The sequence below is a fragment of the Streptomyces sp. NPDC056835 genome (assembly GCF_042789485.1).
Classification (GTDB): Bacteria; Actinomycetota; Actinomycetes; order Streptomycetales; family Streptomycetaceae; genus Streptomyces.
Window position 1 is genome coordinate 35,173 of the sequence record NZ_JBHUBB010000035.1, and the last position, 16,792, is coordinate 51,964.

Here is a 16,792-nt window from a genome sequence, read left to right on the forward strand (position 1 = left end):
CTGTTCCGCCGCAACGGAGCGATTCCCCGGGGGAGATGGTCACGGCCGGCGGCTCGCCCTCCGAGCTTCCCGTACGTCAGCTGGTGGGTGAGCGGCCTGTGGAGCCGGCGTTGCCCATCTCGCCTCCGTCCGCCACACCCGTCCCGGACGACGTCCCCACTGTCAGTACGTCACCAACTGGTCCCGGACACCGACCCGTTCAGCGGTCTCATGCCGCGCCCCTGCCCGTCCCGCCGGAGACGCCACAGCCGCCGTCCCGTCCGCGTATGCCGGGTCTGGGGGCGCCACTGGCCGGTCTGCCGCCCACGGCACAACGGGAGATCGCGGCTCGCACCTCCGGCCCGATGGACGAACTGGCCACATCAGCCCCACCTGCCCCATCGGTCCATCCAAGCGCACCCGAGTCTCCGCCGGATACGGGCGAACCGATCGGGCCGCTGCTCGGTGAGGCCCCGCCCCTCACCCGACAACACACCCCGTACACGCCGGAGTCCGGGACGGAACGACTCGCCGCTTCGCCGACAGACCCCGCCCCCGTACCCGTACCCGTCCCCGCCCCCGTCCCGGTCCAGGCCCCCGTCCCCATCCAGCGCCTGACCGGTCCTCCCGCACTCCCCCGGCCGACAGAACCGGCGTCCGGGCCGGTGGCGCCGCTCCTCGCACAGCGGGCGGTCCCCCTCTTCGCCACCGGGCCGGACGCCCCCGTGGCCCCAGCGGCTGTCCCCGCCCCCACCGGCACAGCCCCGGAGCCGCCGGCCGTGCCGGTCCGGTGGGAACGCACTCGTCCCGAGAGGACGACATCGGTCCAACGCTCCCCCGCAGCAAGGCCGTTGACCGTGGCCCATGCGGCCGTGGCCCCAGCGGTCGTGGCCCGAGCGGCCGTGGGCAGCGACGTCATGACCAGAGGTACGGCGACGAGTAGCCCCCGGCGTCCCACCCCCACATTCCAGGGCGCCGGTTCCGTAGCCGTCGCCGCAGGCGTGGCCCAGCGGATGGCCGATGGCAGCGTGGTCTTCAGCCGTACGCGCGTGATCCAGCGTGCGGCCACGATCAGCGAGTCCCCGGCCGCCGGCTCCATCCCCGATCCCCCACCCGCGCCGGAACCGGACCCACTGCCGGCCGACGCCCCCGACCCGGCACCGAGCCCCGACGACCCCGAATCCGTCCCACCCGGCTCCCCGGCCCAGGACACAAGCACAGGTACAGACACGAACACAGGCACAAGCACGGGCACAAGCGCCGGCACCGGCACCGGCACCGCCACCCCGCCCGTCACCGATGAACTCGTACGAGCGCTGTACGCGCCCCTGAGCAGACTCCTCAAGGCAGACCTGCGCCTGGAGCGCGAACGCGCCGGATTCCTGATCAACACCAGGCATTGACCTGATCAACACCAGCATGGAGAGGTACGTGCCATGGCCCCGACCGACAACGACGATCCGGCCGTCAGCGTCTCCTTCGTCGTCACCATCGACGGCATCGAACTCGGCTCGTTCAACACCTGCGACGGTCTCGGCTGCGAAGTGGTGCTCGAAGCACGCGAGGAGGGCGGCAACAACGGCCACGTCTGGCAGTTGCCCACCCGGCTCAAGTACTCGAACGTCAAGCTGTCCCGCCCGCTGACCCGGGAGACGGAGAAGGTCGCCAAGTGGTTCGCCAGTATGACGACCGGTTTCATCCGTAAGACCGCGCATATCGAGGCCAGGACGGGCGACGGGCGCAAGGTGGCCCAGTGGGGGCTGCTGGAGGTCGTACCGGTCCGCTGGACCGGCCCCTCCTTCACCCCCGAGTCCCCCAAGGTCGCGATCGAGACCATCGAGATCGCCCACCACGGCTATGTGATGGAGGGCTGAGCACGATGAGCGGGCCCATCGCCTTCAGTGCCGCCGGCAGCTCCGGATCCGGTACGGCCGCCTCCCGGGCGCCCGGCTCTCCGAGGTCCAAGCTGGAGCACGCCTATCTGGAGCTGCGTACGCCGCCGCCCGGCGGCAGTCTGACCCCCGGCGGGCCGTGCGGCCGTATCGACTTCCAGTTCAATCCCAAGGAGTTGAGCCTGACGAAGACGGCGTCCTGGAAGCGCACCCCCGCCAAGGGCGCGAAGAGTTCCGGGCCGCCGGAGTATCAGGGGCCGGGGCCCAGCAAGCTCACGGTCGAGATGTTCTTCGACGCCAGCGACACGCAGGACAGCAGTGTGGTGACCTCTGTGGAGAAGCTGTTCGCCTGCTGTGTGCCGACCGACGAGACCCGTCAGCAGCAGCGTTCCTCGCCCCCGTGGGTGGTCTTCCACTGGGGCGGGCTGACGGGCTTTCCCGGCTATGTGAGCCAAGTGCAGGCGAAGTACACCCTGTTCACCACCTCAGGTGTGCCCATCCGGGCGCTCTGCCAGGTGACCATGGAGGAGATCAGCGGGGAGACGCCGGGACAGAACCCGACGTCGGGTGCGCTGGCGGCGCGGCGCGTGCACCGGGTGCGCGCCGGGGATTCGCTGCCGGCTCTCGCCCACCGCGAGTACGGGGATCCGGGTACCTGGCGGGTCATCGCGGAGGCGAACGGGATCGACGACCCGATGCGGCTGACCAGCGGCCAGGAGTTGCTGCTGCCCGCACTCGACGAGCTGGACCGGCTGCGCGAATCCGGGCGCGCGCGGGAACTGCCGAGGCAGGGGTGAGGGCGGATGGCCCAGCAGAGTGTCGCCAAGGCGCTGGTGGTCGAGTTCGGTGGCAGTCCCCTGCCACCTGCCCTCGCCAACACACTGGTCGAGGGGTACGTGGACGACAGCCGCACGCTGCCGGACCTCTTCGTTCTGCGCTTCCGCGATCCGGGCCGGGGGCTGCTGGAACAGACCGGCCTCAAGATCGGCGGCGAGGCCCGGCTGCTGGCGCACGCGGGCGGGGGCCCCTCCGCGACACCGCTGCTGACCGGTGTGGTGACCGCCCTGGAGGTCGAGATCGACGACACCGGCACGTTCACGGTGGTGCGCGGGCTCGACGAGTCGCACCGGCTGTTCCGTGGCCGCCGCGTCGCCGGGTATCAGAACATGACGCTCGCCGACATCTGCGCGCAGGTGGCACAGCGGGCCGGGCTGCGCCCCGGGACGGTCGATGTCGCCGGGCCGGTGCTTGAGCATGTGGCCCAACCCAACATCAGCGACTGGGAGTTCGTACGCGGGCTCGCGGAGGAGGCGGGCGCCCAGGCGTATGTCACGGACGGCCGGCTGCACATCACCAGGCCCGCCGAGGCCAGTGGCGCGCCGGACAGCTCCGCGCGGGCCGAACAGAACCCGCTGGTGCTGGAGATGGGGAGCAATCTGATCCGCTGCCGGGCCGGGGTGTCGTCGGCCGAGCAGGTCTCCGAGGTGGAGGTGCGCGGCTGGGACGTGGCGGCCAAACAGCCGCTGGTGGGCCGGGCACCGGCGGGGAGTACGTCGACGCTGGCCCTCGGGGTGACGGCGGCCGAGGTGTCGGCGCCCTTCGGTGAGGCGAGTTTCGTCGTCACGGACGCCTCGTACGGGACGCAGGCGCAGGTGGATCAGGCGGCGAAGGCGCTGGCGGAGCGGATCGCCGGGTCCTTCGCCGAGCTGGAGGCGGTGATCCGGGGCAATCCGCGGGTGCGGGCGGGCAGTGCCGTGGCGCTCAATGCCGTGGGCGCGCCCTTCGAGGGGCGCTATACGGTCACCTCCTCGCGGCATGTCTTCGACCCGGTACGCGGCTACGAGACCTGGATCACCGTCTCGGGGCAGCAGGAGCGCTCGCTGTTCGGTCTGACCGGCGGCGGCGCGGGCTCGGGCGGTGGCGGCGCCGGTGCGGGCGCGGGCGGGCGCTGCTCGGGGCTGGTCAGTGGGACGGTGACGGACACTCAGGACCCGCAAGGGATGGGGCGGGTGAAGGTCCGCTTCCCGTGGTTGTCTGACGAGTACGCGAGCGACTGGGCGCGTACGGCGCAGTCCGGCGGTACGGGCGGCGGCGGGGCGTTCATCCCCGAGGTGGGGGACGAGGTGCTGGTCGGGTTCGAGCAGGGTCATCTGGACCGGCCGTATGTACTGGCCGGTCTCTACAACGGTCAGGACAAGCCCTCCCAGGGCGGCGGAAACGGCGGCGGGGAGGGCGCCGGGGGCGGCTTCGGGGGCGGCGCCGGGGGCGGCTCCGGAGGCGGCGAGCTGATCGACCCCACCACCGGCGCGGTCAACCGGCGCGCCTTCGCCTCCAAAGGCGGCAATCAACTGGAGCTGTTGGACGCCGCGAACGGCCCGCAGGGCGTACGACTGGTCACCGGCGACGGCAAGTTGAGGATCGACCTGGACCGCAGGGGCACCACCATCGTCGTCAGCAGCGACGGCAGCGTGGAGATCGAGGCCCGGCAGCGGGTCTCGATCAAAGCGGGCAGCGGCGTGGCACTGGACGCCGGGCAGGGCGCGCTCGAACTCACGGGTGACTCGGTGAAGTTGACGGCACGCACCGGCGTCCAGGTGGACGGCGGGACCGGCCGGCTCCGGCTGGCCACCGGCGGCGCACTCGATGTGACGGGTAGTCAGGTATCGGTCAACGGGACCTCGCGGACCGAGATCAAGGGCGGCGGCACCTGCTCCATCAACGCACCACTGGTCAAGATCAACTAGCAGGCTCATCAGCGAGCGGGCGAGAGGAGCACGCACAGATGTCGGCAGCCGCACGCGTCGGCGACCCCACCGGCCACCCCGGTACGGTCGGCCCGCCGGGCGTACCGTCGGTGCTGATCGGCGGCAGGCCCGCCGCCACCGTCGGCACCCCGCACCAATGCGCCGTCGCGCCTCCCGTCGTACATCCGCCGTCCGCGATCGCCGGGCCCGGCAGCTCCACCGTACTGATCGGCGGCAGACCGGCCGCCCGGGTCGGTGACCGTGCGGGCTGTGGCTCACCCGTCATGACCGGCTGCCCGACCGTGCTGATCGGGGGCTGAGTGCCGTGGGAGAGCAGTTCATCGGCGCGGGCTGGGCCTTCCCGCCGCGTACGGACGCCACCGGCTCCATCGCGCTCGTGAGCGGTGAACGCGCGCTGGAGGAGTCGATCCGGCTGATCCTGGCGACGTCGCCCGGCGAACGGCCGATGCGGCCCGAGTTCGGCTGCGCCGTCAACGACTACGTGTTCGCCCCGGCGGACGCGGGTACGGCGGGGCAGCTCGCGTACGAGGTGCGTCTCGCGCTGGAGCGGTGGGAGCCCCGTATCGAGGTGGCGGATGTGACGGTCCGGTTCGACGAGGCGGACCACGGGGTCCTCTATATCGACATCGGCTACACGGTACGCGGCTCCAACGACCCCCGGAATCTCGTATTCCCGTTCTATGTGATCCCGCAGCACGAGGAGGACGGCGCGTGACGCTTCCCAGCCCCGATCTGGACGACCGCCGTTTCCAGGGCCTGGTGGACGAGGCCAAGCGGCTGGTGCAGCAGCGCTGTCCCGAGTGGACCGACCACAATGTCTCCGACCCCGGGGTGACCCTGATCGAGGCCTTCGCCACCATGGTCGACCAGCTCGTCTACCGGCTGAACCGGGTGCCGGAGAAGAACTATCTGACCTTTCTCGATCTCATCGGGGTACGGCTCTATCCGCCGACGGCGGCCCGTACCGACGTGACGTTCCGGCTCTCGGCGCCGCAGCCCGAGCCGGTACGGGTCAGGGCGGGCACCGAGGTCGCCACGGTCCGTACCGAGACCGAGGAAGCGGTGGTCTTCACCACGAGCCGGCCGCTGTCCATCGTTCCCTGCTCGTTCGCGTATCTGGCCACCCGATCGGCGGACGGCGAGGCGGTGGAGCGGTCCGAGGAGGTGGCGCTCGGCTGCGAGGTGCCCTGCTTCGGCCGTACCCCCACCCCCGGCGACGCGCTCTATGTGGGCCTCTCCGCCGCGGTGCCCGCGGGGGTGGTCGTGCTGCGGCTCGACTGCCGGGTCGAGGGCGTGGGCGTCGACCCGCGGCGCGCGCCACTGCGCTGGGAGGCATGGGACGGCACGGAGTGGCGGGCCTGCGAGATCGAGAAGGACGACACCGGCGGCTTCAACAAGTCGGGCGAGCTGATCCTCCATCTGCCGCACACCCACACCGCCTCGGCGGTCGTACGGCGTACCGCCGGCTGGCTGCGCTGCCGGCTGCTGGAGTCCGAGCCGGGCCAGCCCAGCTATGTGGCGCCGCCGACCGTCCGGCGGATCACCGCTTTCACGATCGGGGCGACGGTCGAGGCCGCGCACGCCGAGACCGTACGTGACGAGGTGCTGGGTGCCGCGGAGGGTGTTCCCGGGCAGAGTTTCCTGCTCGCGAGACCGCCCGTGGTACCGGGGGACTTCGTCGTCGAGGTGGCGGATCCGGACGAGGGGTCCGGCTGGGCCGACTGGACCCGGGTCGACGACTTCGCCCACTCGGGACCCGACGACCGGCACATCACCCTGGACCCCAACTCCGGCCGGGTCGACTTCGGTCCCGCCGTACGGGAACAGGACGGCGGCCTGCGGTATTACGGCGCGGTCCCGCGCAAGGGCAGCGCGGTACGGGTGCGCGGCTACCGTACGGGCGGGGGCAGACGGGGCAATGTCGCCAGGGGCGCGCTGCGCGTCCTGCGCAGCTCATTGCCGTTCGTGGCGCGGGTGGAGAACCGGCGGCCCGCGCTGGGCGGGGTCGACGGCGAGACGGTGGAGAGCGCCAGGGTGCGCGGGCCGATGACGCTGCGGACACTGCACCGCGCCGTCGTGCCGCACGACTACGAACTACTGGCCCGCGAGGTGGCCCCGGACGCGGCGCGGGTGTACTGCGTACCGGCGGGCCGCGACGCGGACGCGGGCGGGGTGCGCCTGCTGGTCGTACCGGCCGGGCGCAGCGATGAGCAGGGCCGGATCAGCTTCGACGAGCTGATCCCGCCGCCGGACACGATGGCGCAGATCAGGGGGCATCTGGACGAGCGGCGTCCGATCGGGGCCCGGCTGATGGTGGAGCCGCCGTTCTACCAGGGCGTCACGGTCGTCGCTTCGGTGCAGGCGCGCCGGGGCGCCGTGCCCGAGCGGCTGCGCGAGGCCGCGCTCACCGCGCTCTACGGCTACTTCAACCCGCTGACCGGCGGCCCGGACGGACAGGGCTGGCCGTTCGGGCGGCCCATCCAGTCCGGTGAGGCGTTCGCGGTGCTCCAGCGGGTGCCGGAGGTGGATCTGGTGGAGGACGTACGGCTCTTCCCGGCGGACCCGATGACCGGGCAGCGGGGTGAGGCGACGACGAGGATCACGCTCGACCGGCACGCGCTGGCCTTCTCGTACGAACACCAGCTGCGGATACGGGAGGTATGAGCGATGCGCGGAACCGTCGCCGGACTGCCCTCGCCGCATCCGCTGGTCGAGCTGCTGCCCGCGCTCTATCTGGAGCAGGACTTCCTGGGTCGCTTCCTCTCGGCGCTGGACGATGTGCTCGCCCCGATCCAGCTGACCCTCGACAATCTGCCCGCGCATCTGGATCCGCGCAGCGCGCCCGAGGACTTCCTCGACTGGGTGGCGCAGTGGGTGGCCGCGGAGCCGCACGGCGACGCGCCGGCCGGCGAGCGGCGGACGGCGGTGACGGAGGCGGTGGCCAGGCACAGCCGCCGGGGGACGCGCGGCGGGCTGGCGGAGGCGATCCGGCGGCGGACCGGTGTGGCGCCGGAGATCACCGAGAGCGGCGGCGCCGGCTGGTCGGCGACCCCTCACACGGAACTGCCGGGCGAGGAACGCCCGTGGGTGGTCGTACGGCTGCGGGTGCCGGAGCCGGACGCGGTGGACCGGGTCGGTCTGGAGGAGCTGATCGAGGGGGAGATCCCCGCGCACATCAGGTACGAGGTGGAGATCCTGCCGTCGGCCGAGGCGCCGTCCGGCGGTCCCGGGGAGCGGCCATGACCTGCCCCGAGTGCGGGCACCGCAACGCGCCGGGGACGGCGTTCTGCGCGTCCTGCGAGACGTTCCTGGAGTGGGGCGATCCGGAGCCGGCCGGTCCGGGGACCACCGGTGCCGGGGATTCCGGATCGTCGCGGCGAACGCCCGCACCGACACCCGCGCCGACAGCTATACCGACACCGACACCCACGCCAAGCCCCACACCCACGCCCACAACAACGCCCATGCCCATGCCCATGCCCACAACAACGCCCGCACCCGCCACCAGTGCGCCCGCTTCGGAGCCCGCCCCGGAGCCAGTTCCGGTGCCGGTGCCGGAGCCGGCACCGGAGCCCGTCGCCGCGGGTCCCCGCCGCCCCGGCGACCGGCTGGACTCCCCCGTACCCGGCCCCGGGGAGGAACCCGACGAGCCGCCCGGCCGGCCGGACCCCGACGCCGTACCGCCCCCGAGCCGCGGACCCGCCGTCCGCTGCCCCAACTGCCGTACGGAGAACGCTCCCGACCGCGCCCTCTGTCTGCGCTGCGGTCTGCTGCTCGATCCGGGACCACCGCCCGAACTGCCGCTGCCGTGGTGGCGCCGAATCCTGAGCCGGCGCCGCCGCCGTCGGCGCGCCCTGCCGGCCGCGGGCACGCGTCCCAAGCGCCGCCTGTGGCGCCGCCCGAGCCTGGCCATTCCACTCACCCTCGTCGTCCTGGCCGCCGCCGTCTGGTTCGTACGTCCACACCTCTCCGAGGCGTTCGACTTCACCAAGGACAGCACCGGTACGCCCGAAGAGCTGCGGCCGATCCGTGTCCGCGGCTCCAGCGCGCTGTCGGACCACCCGCCCCGGGACGCGTTCGACACGTACACCAATCGTTTCTGGGTCCCCGCCGAGGCCGGGCCCGGACTCGGCGAGTATCTGGAGGCCGACTTCGAGGAGCCGGTACGGATGCTCAAACTGGTCGTCTTCGCGGGCCGGTCGGCCAAGGAGGACGAATTCCTCGCGCAGGCCCGGCCCGCCGCGCTGACCGTGACACTGCGTTCCGCGGCCGACGAGGTCACCGAGAAGAGGATCACGCTCAGGGACCAGCCCGGCCAGCAGACCTTCGACCTACGCGGCTCGGACGTCGTACGGGTGCGGCTCGCGATCGACGACGTCCACGGCAACGGTCCCGGCCGCAGACCCGCCATCGCCGAGATCGAGTTCTTCGGACGGCGCTGAATGGGCCACGCGGGTGGCCGGATGTCGATCAGACCACTCATGGCCCTTGGCCTGGGGCCCCCGCTGACGGAGACTGAACCGATGACACAGCGTGTGGATCTCGCGACCGTGATGGACCGTCTGGCGATCGATGAGGTGATCACCGACTACGCCGTGACCATGGACGACGCCGACTGGCCGGGGTTCCGTGCCCTGTTCACCCCGGACGGCCGCGCCGACTACACCGCGGCGGGCGGTATCGAGGGGACCGCCGCCGAGGTCGCCGACTGGCTGGCCGGCACGCTGCGGCCCTTCACCGTCCGTCAGCATCTGATCGTCAACCGGCGGCTGCGCATCCAGGACCTCGGGGGCTATCCGGGCGACCGCGCCGAGCTGCGGGCCGACTATCTCCGCCCGCTGCGGCACGAGTCGGGCGAGGACCTGATGAGTGGCGGCGGGTTCACGTTCGGGCTGCTGCGCGGTGGGGACGGCTGGCGGCTGCGTACGGTGGTGGCCCACGAGAAGTGGCGCCGTGCGTCCGTGTCCGCCACGGCCGCCGTCCCTGTCGTCCCCGCCGTCCCCGCCGTCGACGGCTGACCTGCGGGGTACGCGCCGGACCCGCCTGCTCCGTAACTGCTTCAGTTGCCCCGATCGGGGGAAGGGACTGCTACACGATCAGAGCGAGGAGGCGCGGTATGCGAACGGCATCGCCGTGGTGGCGCGGCGCGTCCGCCGTGACCGCCGGCGCGCTCCCGGCCCTCGCCTTTCCCTCGCCGTCCCTGTGGTGGCTGGCGTATGTCGCGCTGGTGCCCTGGATGCTGCTCATACGGTCCGCGCCCACGGGCCGCCGAGCGGCGCTGGAAGGCTGGCTGGGCGGTCTCGGCTTCATCATCGCCGTGCACCACTGGCTGATACCGAGCCTTCATGTGTTCATCGTGGTGCTGGCGGCGCTGCTGGGTCTGCTGTGGGCGCCGTGGGGGTGGCTGGTACGCGCCGTTCTCGGCGGGGCGCCGTCCACGAGCCGCGCGGCCGTCGCCCTGGCCGTGCTCCCCTCGGGCTGGCTGATGGTCGAACTGGTCAGGTCCTGGGAGGGTCTTGGCGGGCCATGGGGGCTGCTCGGCGCCAGTCAGTGGGAGGTCTCCCCGGCGCTGCGGCTGGCCTCGGTGGGCGGGGTGTGGCTGGTCAGTCTGCTGGTGGTCGCGGTGAACACCGCGCTGACCCTGCTGGTCTCGGTGCCCCGGGTGCGCGGCGTGGCGGCCCTCGGGGCCATGGTGTGCGCGGTCACCGTGGGATCGGTGGGGTGGTGGGCGCCGGAGCCCGAACGGTCGGGCCTGGCACGGATCGCCGTCGTCCAGCCGGGCGTGGTGTCCGGCACGGGCGCGGTGGAGCGCCGGTTCGCACGCGGCGAGGAACTGACCCGCACGCTGGCCGGACAGGATCTCGATCTGGTGGTGTGGGGCGAGAGCAGCGTGGGCGCCGATCTGGCGGCACGGCCCGATCTGGCGGCGCGGATCGCCGTACTGTCCCGCACGGTGGGCGCCGAGATCCTGGTCAATGTCGACGCGCGCAGTACGGATCCGACGGGCCGGGCGGGCATATTCAAGCGCGGTGTCCTGGTGGGGCCGAACGGTCCGACCGGCGATGTGTACGACAAGATGCGGCTGGTGCCCTTCGGCGAGTACATACCGGCCCGTGCCGCGCTGGGCTGGGTGACCTCGGTGGGCAAGGCGGCGGGTGAGGACCGTATTCGCGGCACCCACCAGTCGGTGATGGTGCTGCCGGGCGAGGGCAGGGGCGGACTGCGTTTCGGTCCGCTGATCTGCTTCGAGTCGGCGTTCCCCGATATGAGCAGGCGGTTGGTCAGGGACGGCGCGCAGGTGCTGGTGGCGCAGTCCTCGACCTCGTCGTTCCAGGGCAGTTGGGCGCCGCAGCAGCATGCCTCGCTGGCGGCGCTGCGGGCCGCGGAGACCGGCAGGGCGATGGTGCACGCCACGCTCACGGGCGTCAGCGCGGTGTTCGGCCCCGAGGGCGAACGGGTGGGCGGCGCGATCGGCACGGACCGTTCGGCCGCCGCCGTCTTCGATCTCCCGCTGGCCCGGGGCACGACCCTCTACGCGCGCTTCGGTGACTGGGCGGTCCATGGCGCGCTGGCCGTTCTGGCGGCGTTCTTCGCGGTGGAGGGCGTGCGCTCGCTCAGGCGGCGGACTGGTCCAGCGCCTCTCGTACCACCCGCTCGCACAGCTCATGAGTCAGCAGCGCATCCCGCGCGCTGAGCGTCTTTCCGGCCCGTACGGTGTCGAGGAACGCCAGCACGCACTGCTCGATACCGCGCTGGCGGGCCACCGGGACCCAGTCGCCGCGCCGCCTGACACTCGGCTGCCCCTTGTGGTCGATGATCGTGGCGAGATCGTGGACGGCACGCTTGGTGTCCTGTCCCGACACTTCGAGGATCTCCTCGGTGGAGCCGCTCAGCCGGTTCATCACGCCGATCGCGGTGAAACCGTCGCCGGAGAGCTGGAGGACGACATGGTGCAGCAGTCCCTGCCGGATCCGCGCCCGTACATCGGTGTGTTCGACCGGTCCCGGGAGCAGGAAGCGCAGCGTGTCCACGACATGGATGAAGTCGTCGAGGACGAAGGTACGCGGGTCCTCGGGGAGACCCACCCGGTTCTTCTGGAGAAGGATCAGCTCGCGCGGATGCTCCAGGCACTGCGCGTACCCGGGCGCGAACCGGCGGTTGAAACCGACGGCGAGGCTCACGCCCCGCTCCTCCGCGAGGCGCACGATCCGCTCGGAGTCGGCGAGTTCGTACGCGATCGGCTTGTCGACAAAGGTTGGTACGCCCGCCTCCAGGAGCCGGGTGACGATCTCGGCGTGCACGGCGGTCGGGGCGTGCACGAACGCGGCGTCGAGGCCCTGGGCGAGCAGCGAGTCGAGATCCGCGTGGCACCGCTCGGCCGGGATGTGGTGAACCGCGGCGGTGCGGGTCAAGGTGGCGGGGGTACGGGTCTGGAGATGCAGCTCGACCCCGGGCTGTGTGGTGAGCACCGGCAGATACGCCTTGCGCGCGATGTCGCCGAGCCCGATGCAGCCGACCTTCACAAGGGCCTCCCCAGCCTGTCCTTACCCGTCGTTGACATGCGGGTTCGCATGTCTGTCCGCTTCACTGACGCGGTGTCCCGGAAGCATACGTGCGCCGCGGGGGCCGCCGGCCGGCGCTCCCGGCGCTCCCGGCGCTCCCGGCGCTCCCGGCGAAGCCGCGCAGGATAAGAGGCCGCTCGGATAGGTGGGGCGGCGTCTTAAAGCCTTCGCTACATCAGCGGCTCATCCATGAGGATGTCCGCCATGACATCCACCGAGGCCGCACCCGAGGCCACACCGCAGCGCACCGAACCCTCCACTCTCGCCGGCGAACGCGAGATGCTGGAGGGCTGGCTCGACTACTACCGTGAGACCCTGGCCCTGAAATGTTCCGGCCTGGACGCGAAACAGCTCAAGGAGGCGTCGGTCCCGCCCTCGGGGCTGTCCCTGCTCGGGCTGGTACGGCATATGGCCGAGGTGGAGAACGACTGGTTCCGCAACCGGCTGGCCGACGAACGGACCGCACCGCTCTACTGCAGCGACGCCGACCCGGACGGCGACTTCCACCCGAGTGAGGCCGACACCTGGGAGGAGGCGTCCGCCACCTGGCGCGCCGAGATCGCCTACGCCCGCGAACTGGCCGCGCGGCACTCCCTCGACGACCTCGGCGCGGGACCGCCCAGCCGGCAGACCGGCGAGCCGTACACCCTCCGCTGGATCTACACCCACTTGATCGAGGAGTACGCCCGGCACAACGGCCACGCCGATCTCCTCCGTGAGCGGATCGACGGCGCGACGGGCGACTGACCTCGACGGACCGGCCGACCGGCTGACCCGACCGACGGCCGGCTGACCGACTGACCTCGACGGACCGGACCGGACCGGCGTCCGACCCGACCGGGCGGGCGGCGCGTGGGCCCGGCGTCACCCGTCCGGGCCAATCCGCGCTCTTCCGCTCCCCAACAGCGCCCCCAACCAGCAGAGTTGCCCGAGTGCACCGAACCAACCGAACGAGAAGCGCGGCGATGATCCTGATGGGGGTGGCGGTCACCGCCGTCTCCGGATGTGTGGCCGTGGAGCCGCACCCCTCGCCCGGTCCCTCGCCGCGCCCGGGGACGAGCAGCGGCATCCAGGGCCCGGCGGCGCCCCGGCCGCTGATCATCGAGGCCCCGGCCAAGGAAGCGCTGGAGGCGGTCGTTCCCCCGCCGGCTCCGGGAGCGGCGCCGCACTCCTCCGCCGAAGCCCGCCCGCCGGCCCAGGACCGGTCCGCCCCGGACCGGGCGAGCGGCTCCGCGCGGCCCCCGGCCGCACCCCGGCCGGAACGGCGGACCCAGGACCACCCCCAGGAACAGCGGCATTCCGCGCCGTCGTCCACACCGGCCATCAGAGATGTCTGCGCTCTGGGCGAGCGTTACGGCCAGTGGCCGAAGGACAGTCCCCAGGCCCGCATCTGCCGTGACACCTACGGCGATTGACGCCCCCGGCTCCCCCCGGCCCCACCCCCGGCTCCCCAGCCCGGCCCCCGCCCCCGCTGTCTCTCTCACCGCTCGCGCAGCAGCCACTCCAGCCGGTCGATCCCCGCCCGGACCCCGTTCACATCCCCCTCGTCCCCCAGGGCGTCCGCCGCCTCACGCGCCCGGTCCAGATGGAGCCGCGCGGCCTCGGGCCGCTGGAGCTTCACATAGTCGGCGGCGAGATTGAGATGGAGCGACGGATAGAAGGCCCGTACCACCGAAGAGGTCCCGGGTACGCCCGCCCGGGCCTCCGCCAACCGGTCGCCGTCCGCTCCGTCGTCGGCCCCCCGGCCGCCGCCCGCCGACTCCTCCTTCAGCCCGTCCGCCGCCGTCAGCGCCCGCAGATCCCAGGCCAGTTCATCACCCGGGTCGTCCTGCGTATCGGCCAGATAGTGCGCCAGGGCGCAGCGGTGAAACGTGTCCCCCGCCTCCCCCAGCTCCGCCCAGAGCTCACCGAACCGATTGCGCGCCTCCTCGCGGTCGCCGCCGTGGAGAAGCATGACCGCCTGCCCGATCCTGGTCATGACGGCGTCCTCCGACGCCTCCTGCCGCTCCCTCACTACCGCCGCCTCCGTATGCCGTCCATGTGCCGTCCATGTGCCGTCCACACGCCGTCCAGTAAATCCGACAAACACGACGCTATCCGGCATGACGAGCATTGGCCTTCAGGCTCGGGCGGACAACCCGAGCCTGTCGGCCGGTCCGGCGGATCAGCCGCGGTCGGCGAGGTCGGGGATGCGCCAGTCGATGGGCTCGTGCCCCTGCGCGGCGACCGCCTCATTGATCTGGGTGAACGGCCGCGACCCGAAGAACTTCTTCGCGGAGAGCGGCGAGGGGTGCGCGCCCTTCACCACCACATGCCGCTCCGTGTCGATCAGCGGCAGCTTCTTCTGTGCGTAGGCGCCCCACAGGACGAAGACCGCCGGGTCGGGCCGCTCGGCCACGGCGCGGATCACCGCGTCCGTCACCTTCTCCCAGCCCTTGCCCTTGTGGGAGTTGGCCTCACCCGCGCGGACCGTCAGCACCGCGTTGAGCAGCAGCACACCCTGCTCGGCCCACGGCATCAGATAGCCGTTGTCCGGCACCGGGAGGCCCAGCTCCTCCTTCATCTCCTTGTAGATGTTCCGCAGGGAGGGAGGGGTCCTGACACCGGGCCGCACGGAGAAGCACAGGCCGTGCCCCTGCCCCTCGCCGTGGTACGGATCCTGGCCCAGGATCAGGACCTTCACCTTGTCGTAAGGGGTGGCGTCGAGCGCCGCGAAGACCTCTTCGCGCGGCGGATAGACCGGCCCCTTCGCCCGCTCCTCCTCGACGAACTCGGTCAGCTCCTTGAAGTAGGGCTTCTGCAGCTCATCGCCGAGGACGCCGCGCCAGGACTCGGGCAGCATGTCGGTGTCGGTCACGTCAACAACCTCCGGTAAGCGATCACTTGTGCACGACTGAACCTACCGGGGACCACTGACAACGGCCTTCGTGCCCGTCACCCCACCCCGGCGTTGAGGAAGATGCCTCCGTCTACGACCAGCGTCTGGCCGGTGATCCAGTCGGACTGGTCGGAGGTGAGGAACGCGGCGGCCCCGCCGATGTCCTCGGGCACCCCGAGCCGCCCCATCGGGTAGGCGGCCGCCGCCTCCGCCTCCCTGCCCTCGTAGAGCGCCTGCGCGAACTTCGTCTTGACCACAGCGGGCGCGATGGCGTTGACCCGTACCGTCGGCGCGAACTCGTGCGCCAGCTGAAGGGTCAGATTCACCATCGCCGCCTTGCTCATGCCGTACGCGCCGATGAAGGGGGACGCCGAGATCCCGGCGACCGACGCGATGTTCACGATCGCGCCGCCGTTCTCCTTCTGCCAGGCCCGCCAGGTCTGCTGGGCGAAGCCGAGCGCCGAGATGACGTTCGTCTCGTACACCTTGCGGGCCACGTTGAGGTCCAGCTCGGCCATCGGACCGAAGACGGGGTTCGTCCCCGCGTTGTTGACCAGGAAGTCGACCCTGCCGAACGCCTCCATGACACGTTCGACGGCCGCCGCCTGGTGCTGCTCGTCGTGCGCCTTGCCCGCCACGCCGATCGCCCGGCCGGAACCGAGCCTCTCCACTGCCTCCTTGAGCGCGTCCTCGCCCCGGCCGGTGATGCACACCCGGTCGCCGCGGGCGACGAACGCCTCGGCCACTCCGTATCCGATGCCCCGGCTCGCGCCCGTGATCAGGGCGACCTTCCCGCTGTCCGGCACCTGGCGCTCGGACTCCGGCTGCCGCGTCCGCTCTGTCATGTCCGTGTCCCCCGGCCTCAGTTGAGCGGTCCGCCGGCGACGTACATGACCTGGCCGGAGACGAAACCGGCCTCCTCGCCCGCGAAGAAGGCGATGGCGTTCGCGATGTCCTCCGGCCTGCCGACGCGCTGCACCGGGATCTGGCTCGCCGCCGCGGCCTGGAACTCCTCGAAGCCCATGCCGATACGGGCAGCGGTCTGGGCGGTCATCTCGGTGACGACGAAGCCGGGCGCCACCGCGTTGGCGGTGATGCCGAACTTGCCGAGTTCCTTGGCGAGGGTCTTGGTGAAGCCCTGGAGACCGGCCTTGACCGCCGCGTAGTTGGCCTGGCCGCGATTGCCCAGCGCGGAGCTGGAGGAGAGGCTGACGATACGGCCGAACCCGGCGTCCACCATGTACTTCTGGCAGGCCTTGGCCATCAGGAACGCGCCCTTGAGATGCACGTTCACCACGGTGTCCCAGTCGGCCTCGGTCATCTTGAAGAGCAGATTGTCCCGCAGCACACCCGCGTTGTTGACCAGGATCGTCGGCGCCCCCAGCTCGGCGGCGACCCGCGCGACGGCGGTCTCCACCTGCGCGCTGTCCGAGACATCGCAGCCGACCGCCAGTGCCGTGCCGCCCGCGGCGGTGATCTTCCCGACGGTGTCCTCGCACGCCGCCTCGTCGAGGTCGAGTACGGCGACGGCGCGGCCCTCCGCCGCCAGCCGTACCGCGGTGGCGGCGCCAATGCCACGCGCCGCCCCGGTCACGATGGCTACGCGCTGCTCGGTGGTGGACATCCCTGTTCTCCTCGCCCTAGGCTCCTGCGGCTCCTGATCACCAGGACCACTGAGCAACCGCTTAGTAGGTCCAGCAGACAGACGCTAGAAGC

At 71.7% G+C, this 16,792-nt stretch carries 18 protein-coding genes; 13 read left to right on the plus strand and 5 right to left on the minus strand.

The genetic code is table 11. The features are described 5' to 3' along the window. The first annotated feature begins 992 nt into the window (after nt 1–992). The 11 genes from ACFRMN_RS31395 (at nt 993) to lnt (ending at nt 11,330) form a co-directional block, all read left to right on the plus strand. Nucleotides 993–1,382 (plus strand): hypothetical protein, encoded by a 390-nt coding sequence (locus ACFRMN_RS31395; protein WP_383025896.1) that lies wholly within the window; start codon nt 993–995, stop codon nt 1,380–1,382. 33 nt (nt 1,383–1,415) lie between these two features. After that, nucleotides 1,416–1,853 carry a phage tail protein gene (locus ACFRMN_RS31400; RefSeq protein WP_383025899.1) on the plus strand — a complete coding sequence of 146 codons (438 nt, stop codon included), beginning with the start codon at nt 1,416–1,418 and terminating at the stop codon, nt 1,851–1,853. A gap of 5 nt (nt 1,854–1,858) precedes the next feature. Beyond that, nucleotides 1,859–2,668 carry a LysM peptidoglycan-binding domain-containing protein gene (locus ACFRMN_RS31405; RefSeq protein ID WP_383025902.1) on the plus strand — a complete coding sequence of 270 codons (810 nt, stop codon included), beginning with the start codon at nt 1,859–1,861 and terminating at the stop codon, nt 2,666–2,668. 6 nt (nt 2,669–2,674) lie between these two features. After that, nucleotides 2,675–4,615, plus strand: a complete 1,941-nt coding sequence (locus tag ACFRMN_RS31410) for a VgrG-related protein (protein ID WP_383025905.1) — start codon at nt 2,675–2,677, stop codon at nt 4,613–4,615. Between the two features lie 38 nt (nt 4,616–4,653). Further along, nucleotides 4,654–4,935, plus strand: a complete 282-nt coding sequence (locus tag ACFRMN_RS31415) for a PAAR domain-containing protein (RefSeq protein WP_383025908.1) — start codon at nt 4,654–4,656, stop codon at nt 4,933–4,935. 5 nt (nt 4,936–4,940) lie between these two features. Then, on the plus strand, nt 4,941–5,351 hold the full coding sequence (locus ACFRMN_RS31420; RefSeq protein WP_383025910.1) for a GPW/gp25 family protein: 411 nt from the start codon (nt 4,941–4,943) through the stop codon (nt 5,349–5,351). After that, nucleotides 5,348–7,300 (plus strand): putative baseplate assembly protein, encoded by a 1,953-nt coding sequence (locus ACFRMN_RS31425; protein WP_383025913.1) that lies wholly within the window; start codon nt 5,348–5,350, stop codon nt 7,298–7,300. Before ACFRMN_RS31420 ends, ACFRMN_RS31425 begins: the two co-directional genes overlap by 4 nt. Before the next feature lie 3 nt (nt 7,301–7,303). Then, entirely contained in the window at nt 7,304–7,879 is a 576-nt protein-coding gene (locus ACFRMN_RS31430; RefSeq protein ID WP_383025917.1) for a phage tail protein, read from the plus strand. Between the two features lie 233 nt (nt 7,880–8,112). Beyond that, nucleotides 8,113–9,078, plus strand: a complete 966-nt coding sequence (locus tag ACFRMN_RS31435; RefSeq protein WP_383025920.1) for an NADase-type glycan-binding domain-containing protein — start codon at nt 8,113–8,115, stop codon at nt 9,076–9,078. A gap of 81 nt (nt 9,079–9,159) precedes the next feature. Beyond that, nucleotides 9,160–9,654 (plus strand): nuclear transport factor 2 family protein, encoded by a 495-nt coding sequence (locus ACFRMN_RS31440; protein ID WP_383025923.1) that lies wholly within the window; start codon nt 9,160–9,162, stop codon nt 9,652–9,654. Nucleotides 9,655–9,752: 98 nt separating this feature from the next. Beyond that, nucleotides 9,753–11,330 (plus strand): apolipoprotein N-acyltransferase, encoded by a 1,578-nt coding sequence (gene lnt / locus ACFRMN_RS31445; RefSeq protein ID WP_383025926.1) that lies wholly within the window; start codon nt 9,753–9,755, stop codon nt 11,328–11,330. On the opposite strand, the gene ACFRMN_RS31450 is transcribed toward lnt, so the two are convergent. Next, the gene (locus ACFRMN_RS31450; protein WP_383025929.1) at nt 11,251–12,159 is read right to left on the minus strand and encodes a Gfo/Idh/MocA family protein; all 909 of its coding nucleotides are present in this window, start codon (nt 12,157–12,159) and stop codon (nt 11,251–11,253) included. The two genes, lnt and ACFRMN_RS31450, sit on opposite strands and share 80 nt — an antisense overlap. 243 nt (nt 12,160–12,402) lie before the next feature. Between ACFRMN_RS31450 and ACFRMN_RS31455 the strand changes: the two genes are divergently transcribed. Further along, a complete protein-coding gene (locus ACFRMN_RS31455; protein WP_383025931.1) occupies nt 12,403–12,945 on the plus strand; it encodes a DinB family protein in 543 nt (180 codons plus the stop codon). A gap of 218 nt (nt 12,946–13,163) precedes the next feature. Continuing rightward, a complete protein-coding gene (locus tag ACFRMN_RS31460) occupies nt 13,164–13,613 on the plus strand; it encodes a hypothetical protein (protein WP_383025934.1) in 450 nt (149 codons plus the stop codon). 65 nt (nt 13,614–13,678) lie between these two features. Here the strand turns inward: ACFRMN_RS31460 and ACFRMN_RS31465 are convergent, their stop codons facing one another. The 4 genes from ACFRMN_RS31465 to fabG all read right to left on the minus strand — a co-directional run bounded on the left by ACFRMN_RS31465 (nt 13,679) and on the right by fabG (nt 16,700). Beyond that, nucleotides 13,679–14,212 carry a hypothetical protein gene (locus tag ACFRMN_RS31465; protein ID WP_383025937.1) on the minus strand — a complete coding sequence of 178 codons (534 nt, stop codon included), beginning with the start codon at nt 14,210–14,212 and terminating at the stop codon, nt 13,679–13,681. 150 nt (nt 14,213–14,362) lie between these two features. Next, nucleotides 14,363–15,055, minus strand: a complete 693-nt coding sequence (locus tag ACFRMN_RS31470) for a uracil-DNA glycosylase (protein ID WP_383025939.1) — start codon at nt 15,053–15,055, stop codon at nt 14,363–14,365. A 77-nt stretch (nt 15,056–15,132) separates the two neighbouring features. Beyond that, nucleotides 15,133–15,921: an SDR family oxidoreductase gene (locus ACFRMN_RS31475; protein WP_383025942.1), complete on the minus strand. Its 789-nt coding sequence runs from the start codon at nt 15,919–15,921 to the stop codon at nt 15,133–15,135. Between the two features lie 17 nt (nt 15,922–15,938). Next, nucleotides 15,939–16,700, minus strand: coding sequence for a 3-oxoacyl-ACP reductase FabG (fabG, locus tag ACFRMN_RS31480; RefSeq protein WP_383025945.1), 762 nt, complete (start codon nt 16,698–16,700; stop codon nt 15,939–15,941). Nucleotides 16,701–16,792: the final 92 nt, after the last annotated feature.

Coding starts and splice junctions, on each gene's coding strand:
- ACFRMN_RS31395 (WP_383025896.1), top strand. CDS start 993: ATGGCCGATGGCAGCGTGGTCTTCAGCCGTACGCGCGTGATCCAGCGT.
- ACFRMN_RS31400 (WP_383025899.1), top strand. CDS start 1,416: ATGGCCCCGACCGACAACGACGATCCGGCCGTCAGCGTCTCCTTCGTC.
- ACFRMN_RS31405 (WP_383025902.1), top strand. CDS start 1,859: ATGAGCGGGCCCATCGCCTTCAGTGCCGCCGGCAGCTCCGGATCCGGT.
- ACFRMN_RS31410 (WP_383025905.1), top strand. CDS start 2,675: ATGGCCCAGCAGAGTGTCGCCAAGGCGCTGGTGGTCGAGTTCGGTGGC.
- ACFRMN_RS31415 (WP_383025908.1), top strand. CDS start 4,654: ATGTCGGCAGCCGCACGCGTCGGCGACCCCACCGGCCACCCCGGTACG.
- ACFRMN_RS31430 (WP_383025917.1), top strand. CDS start 7,304: ATGCGCGGAACCGTCGCCGGACTGCCCTCGCCGCATCCGCTGGTCGAG.
- ACFRMN_RS31435 (WP_383025920.1), top strand. CDS start 8,113: ATGCCCACAACAACGCCCGCACCCGCCACCAGTGCGCCCGCTTCGGAG.
- ACFRMN_RS31440 (WP_383025923.1), top strand. CDS start 9,160: ATGACACAGCGTGTGGATCTCGCGACCGTGATGGACCGTCTGGCGATC.
- lnt (WP_383025926.1), top strand. CDS start 9,753: ATGCGAACGGCATCGCCGTGGTGGCGCGGCGCGTCCGCCGTGACCGCC.
- ACFRMN_RS31455 (WP_383025931.1), top strand. CDS start 12,403: ATGACATCCACCGAGGCCGCACCCGAGGCCACACCGCAGCGCACCGAA.
- ACFRMN_RS31460 (WP_383025934.1), top strand. CDS start 13,164: ATGATCCTGATGGGGGTGGCGGTCACCGCCGTCTCCGGATGTGTGGCC.
- ACFRMN_RS31475 (WP_383025942.1), bottom strand. CDS start 15,921: ATGACAGAGCGGACGCGGCAGCCGGAGTCCGAGCGCCAGGTGCCGGAC.
- fabG (WP_383025945.1), bottom strand. CDS start 16,700: ATGTCCACCACCGAGCAGCGCGTAGCCATCGTGACCGGGGCGGCGCGT.